This window comes from Thermoflavimicrobium dichotomicum, assembly GCF_900114055.1.
Classification (GTDB): Bacteria; Bacillota; Bacilli; order Thermoactinomycetales; family Thermoactinomycetaceae; genus Thermoflavimicrobium; species Thermoflavimicrobium dichotomicum.
Window position 1 is genome coordinate 1 of record NZ_FORR01000050.1, and the last position, 3,799, is coordinate 3,799.

Sequence of the window (3,799 nt, forward strand, 5' to 3'; positions counted from 1 at the left end):
CTGACCCAGTGCACGAAATTGCTGAATAGGATTTACTGCCTGAGGTTGACCAGTATGATTCGATTCTTGAGGCTGACCCAGTGCACGAAATTGCTGAATAGGATTTGCTGCCTGAGGTTGACCAGTAGATGCCTGAGGCTGTGCTGTAGGTTGTGATATAGGCCGATTTTTCTTGAAGTATTGAGCCATTGAGATAAATCTTTGCTCATCTTCTGTTAATCCACATGTTCCACAATGAATATGGCGTGTGCTCCCATTGTATGGCATATGGAGTGGTTCAAGTTCATCTTCCTTATACTGCTGAACGATTTCTCCACTCTGTGGGTCCAATTTTACATAAACGGGAGTTTGGTCAATAATTGCAAAACGAGTCCGGTTAGTTTGACATGACGGGCATAAATATGGATGGCTCATAAATTTCTTCACCCTTCCTTTCTTTTTAATTAACATCCCTTAAAACTGTAACTTTATTCAAAATTGGTATTGCTAAAGGCAACCACATCTTCCAAAAAGCCCCTATGGAACATTGGAAAATCTCTTGCAATAAAAACCAAACTAAAAACCCATCACCTGTTCAAAATTGAAAAAGGTGATTGGATGGTCGTCAAAGAAAAAGCCGAGATTCCCAAACTGAACTGACTGGGAAGATCGGCTTTTTTCATGCAAACAAAAAAGCCCTGTTTCCAGGACTGCTTTCGTTACTAAGGAGCTGGTTTCTCATCTTGAGAATCATCTTTCTTTGTTTTCCCAACCTGATCTAAGAGCATCCAGATGACTCGAGCGACTTCTTCCAACCGTTTTTCCCGTTCCTCATCTGAGATCCTCGGCGCAACTATATGAACAATTGATCCCCCTATACGATAAGTTTTATCATATTGAACATGCTCCCGTCTCTCCTGCATGATATCACCTCATTAAATCCTATGCAGGAATCATTAGCGGACAAGCATATTATTTTAGAGAAGGAGGGATCATTTATGGAAAGAGTAGCTATGTATTTGCGTAAAAGCCGTGCTGATCTGGAAGCCGAGGCACGCGGGGAAGGTGAAACACTTACCAAACATAAAAAGATGTTACTGGAAGTAGCCAAACAACAAAAATTGAATATTGTGAAGATCTATGAAGAAATTGCATCCGGTGAAAGCTTGATACATAGACCTGAAATGATGAAGCTACTGAAGGAAGTGGAAATTGGCCTATATGATGCCGTTCTCGTTATGGATATGGATCGGCTTGGACGCGGAAATATGCAGGAACAAGGGCTGATCCTTGAAACCTTTAAGAGATCCCGGACGAAGATTATCACACCACGAAAAGTGTACGACCTGGAAGATGAGTTTGATGAAGAATATAGTGAATTTGAGGCCTTCATGGCCAGGAAGGAATACAAAATAATCAATCGACGGCTACAAAGAGGTAGAATTAGATCTATTGAGGAAGGAAACTATATTGGCACTCGCCCTCCATATGGCTATCAAATTGCCGAAGATAAAAATGGACGTTTCCTAATCCCCCATCCGGATCAAGCGCCGGTAGTAAGGATGATTTTCGAATGGTATACTCATGATGATCCTGATCAAAGACTTGGAACCAACAAGATCGCACATAAACTTAATGAATTGGGGATCCGTACATATACAGGCAAGCGCTGGAATGATATGTTAGTGCTCAATATCATAAAAAATGAAGTCTATACAGGTAGAATTCAGTGGAGAAAAAAAGTATATAAAAAGCCAACAGATTTATCAAAAAAGCGAGAAACAGAGACCCGTCCACGATCAGAATGGATTGATGTAGAGGGAAAACACGAAGCTATTATCTCTGAACAGTTGTTTCAAAAAGCCCAGGAAATACTAAAGACCAGATACCACGTCCCCTACTATCACGAGCGCGGGATTAGAAATCCGTTGGCCGGTTTGATCCGATGCGATATGTGCGGCGGAACCATGATCTATCGACCTTACGGGAGACAAAAACCACATTTAATTTGTTACAATGCATATTGCTCGAATAAAAGTTCACGATTCGAATATATAGAAGCACGCTTGCTCGAATCATTGCGGGATTGGTTGGATCAGTACAAGATGCAATTCGACATTGCAGACACACCGCCCCAAAATAACTTCAAAATAGAATTGTTAGAGGTCACAATTAAAAATCACCAACAAGAATTGAAAAATCTCGAATCACAAAAATTGAGATTGCATGATTTGCTTGAACGAGGTATTTATGATGAAGAAACTTTCCTGGAGCGCTCCAAACATATCGCAAACCGAATGACCGAGCTTCGCGAAAAAATCGAACAAGCTCTCCAAGATCTAGAAAAAGAAAGATTAAAAGAGCAAGCACAAGTCAACATCATTCCCAGAGTGGAGCATGTTCTGGATCTCTATCCAAAGCTCGACGATCCCAAACAAAAAAATGCCTTGCTAAAAAGCATTTTGGATCACTGTACATATAGAAAAGAAAAGCACCAACGTAACGATGAATTTACACTTGTCATCCACCCTAAACTGTGAACTACATCGCCATTGAAATGGCGAGCTTCTCGTTTCATCTGGCGCAGTAACCTGCACCCATCCACGAAGGCATGTTCCATGCCTGAGATATTAAGCAAGTGCTTTTTTCAAGATGTTCCTTGCGGCGTTTACGTCTCTGTCTGCTATATAGCCGCAAGGACATTTATGGGTTCTTTCATTTAGAGTCTTTTTCACTATTTGGCCACATTCAGAACACGCTTGCGATGTGTTGTGGGGATCAACCAATACCACTTTCTTACCAGCGTACTCTGCTTTGTAAGTAGTGAATTGGATAAGCATCCTCCAACCAGCATCCGCAATGCTTTTTGCTAGGTGATGGTTTTTTACCATTCCTTTGATGTTCAAGTCTTCAAATGCGATTAAATCATAATGATTCACTAGATAACGGCTGATTTTATGTGCTGTATCTCTTCTTTGATTCGCTATATACTCATGACATTTCGCCAACATGGCTACAGCTTTACGCCTACGGTTTGATCCTTTTTTTCTACGTGATACCATCCGTTGAAGGTATTTTAGACGCTTTTCTGCTTTACGCAGGTATTTGGGATGTTCAAAGAATTCACCTTCTGATGTTATAGCAAGATGTTTCACGCCTAGATCAACGCCTACTTGCTTTTCTGTCGTTTGTGGTTCTGGTTCAATCTCACAAGCGAAGCAAGCATAGTATTTGCCATTCTTCCTTTTGATGGTACAGGTTTTAATCTTGCCTTCAATTTGTCTATGTAGCTTGATACGTACATTACCAATCTTTGATAGTTTCAAATATTTCCCTTCGATCTTGAAACCACCTTTAGGATAAGGTTGTGGGTAAGTAATGCTATCATATCTGTTCTTACCTTTAAAGCGAGGAAAACCAGCTTTTTCACCATTTTTTAAGCGACGGAAAAACGATTTGAATGTTTTATCAAGTCGTTGACAAACATCCTGTAGTACTTGTGCGTTTACTTGCTTAAACTCTGGAAATTCTTCTTTTACTTTCGGTAACTCTTTATTCTGTGTGTAGAAAGTCAAAGAAATATCCCGCAGTTTGTAGGCAAGCTTTCTCTGTTCCAGCATCGAATTATAGAGCCAACGGCATAGGTATAGTGTCTGTTCGATTATTTCTATCTGTTGCACTGTTGGTTCCAGCTTGAACTTGTATGTTTTTAACATTTGTTTTTCACCTCCTTGTTTTTACACTTGAATTATACAATATATTCACGTACAAAAATCTAGGGTGTTTTTTTTAACAGATAAGAACTTAAGGTTAATTCATT

At 39.9% G+C, this 3,799-nt stretch carries 4 protein-coding genes; 1 reads left to right on the top strand and 3 read right to left on the bottom strand.

Going from position 1 to position 3,799, the window contains the following annotated elements:
- A partial coding sequence (locus BMZ78_RS19695; protein ID WP_425263955.1) for a hypothetical protein occupies nucleotides 1-414 on the bottom strand: 414 nt, incomplete at its 3' end.
- Nucleotides 415-701: 287 nt separating this feature from the next.
- On the bottom strand, nucleotides 702-902 hold the full coding sequence (locus tag BMZ78_RS18185) for a hypothetical protein (protein ID WP_093231499.1): 201 nt from the start codon (nucleotides 900-902) through the stop codon (nucleotides 702-704).
- Between the two features lie 75 nt (nucleotides 903-977).
- On the opposite strand from BMZ78_RS18185, the gene BMZ78_RS18190 reads away from it, so the two are divergent.
- Nucleotides 978-2,519 carry a recombinase family protein gene (locus BMZ78_RS18190; RefSeq protein WP_093231498.1) on the top strand — a complete coding sequence of 514 codons (1,542 nt, stop codon included), beginning with the start codon at nucleotides 978-980 and terminating at the stop codon, nucleotides 2,517-2,519.
- 90 nt (nucleotides 2,520-2,609) lie between these two features.
- Here the strand turns inward: BMZ78_RS18190 and BMZ78_RS18195 are convergent, their stop codons facing one another.
- Nucleotides 2,610-3,695: an RNA-guided endonuclease InsQ/TnpB family protein gene (locus tag BMZ78_RS18195; protein ID WP_093231497.1), complete on the bottom strand. Its 1,086-nt coding sequence runs from the start codon at nucleotides 3,693-3,695 to the stop codon at nucleotides 2,610-2,612.
- Nucleotides 3,696-3,799 lie beyond the last annotated feature (104 nt).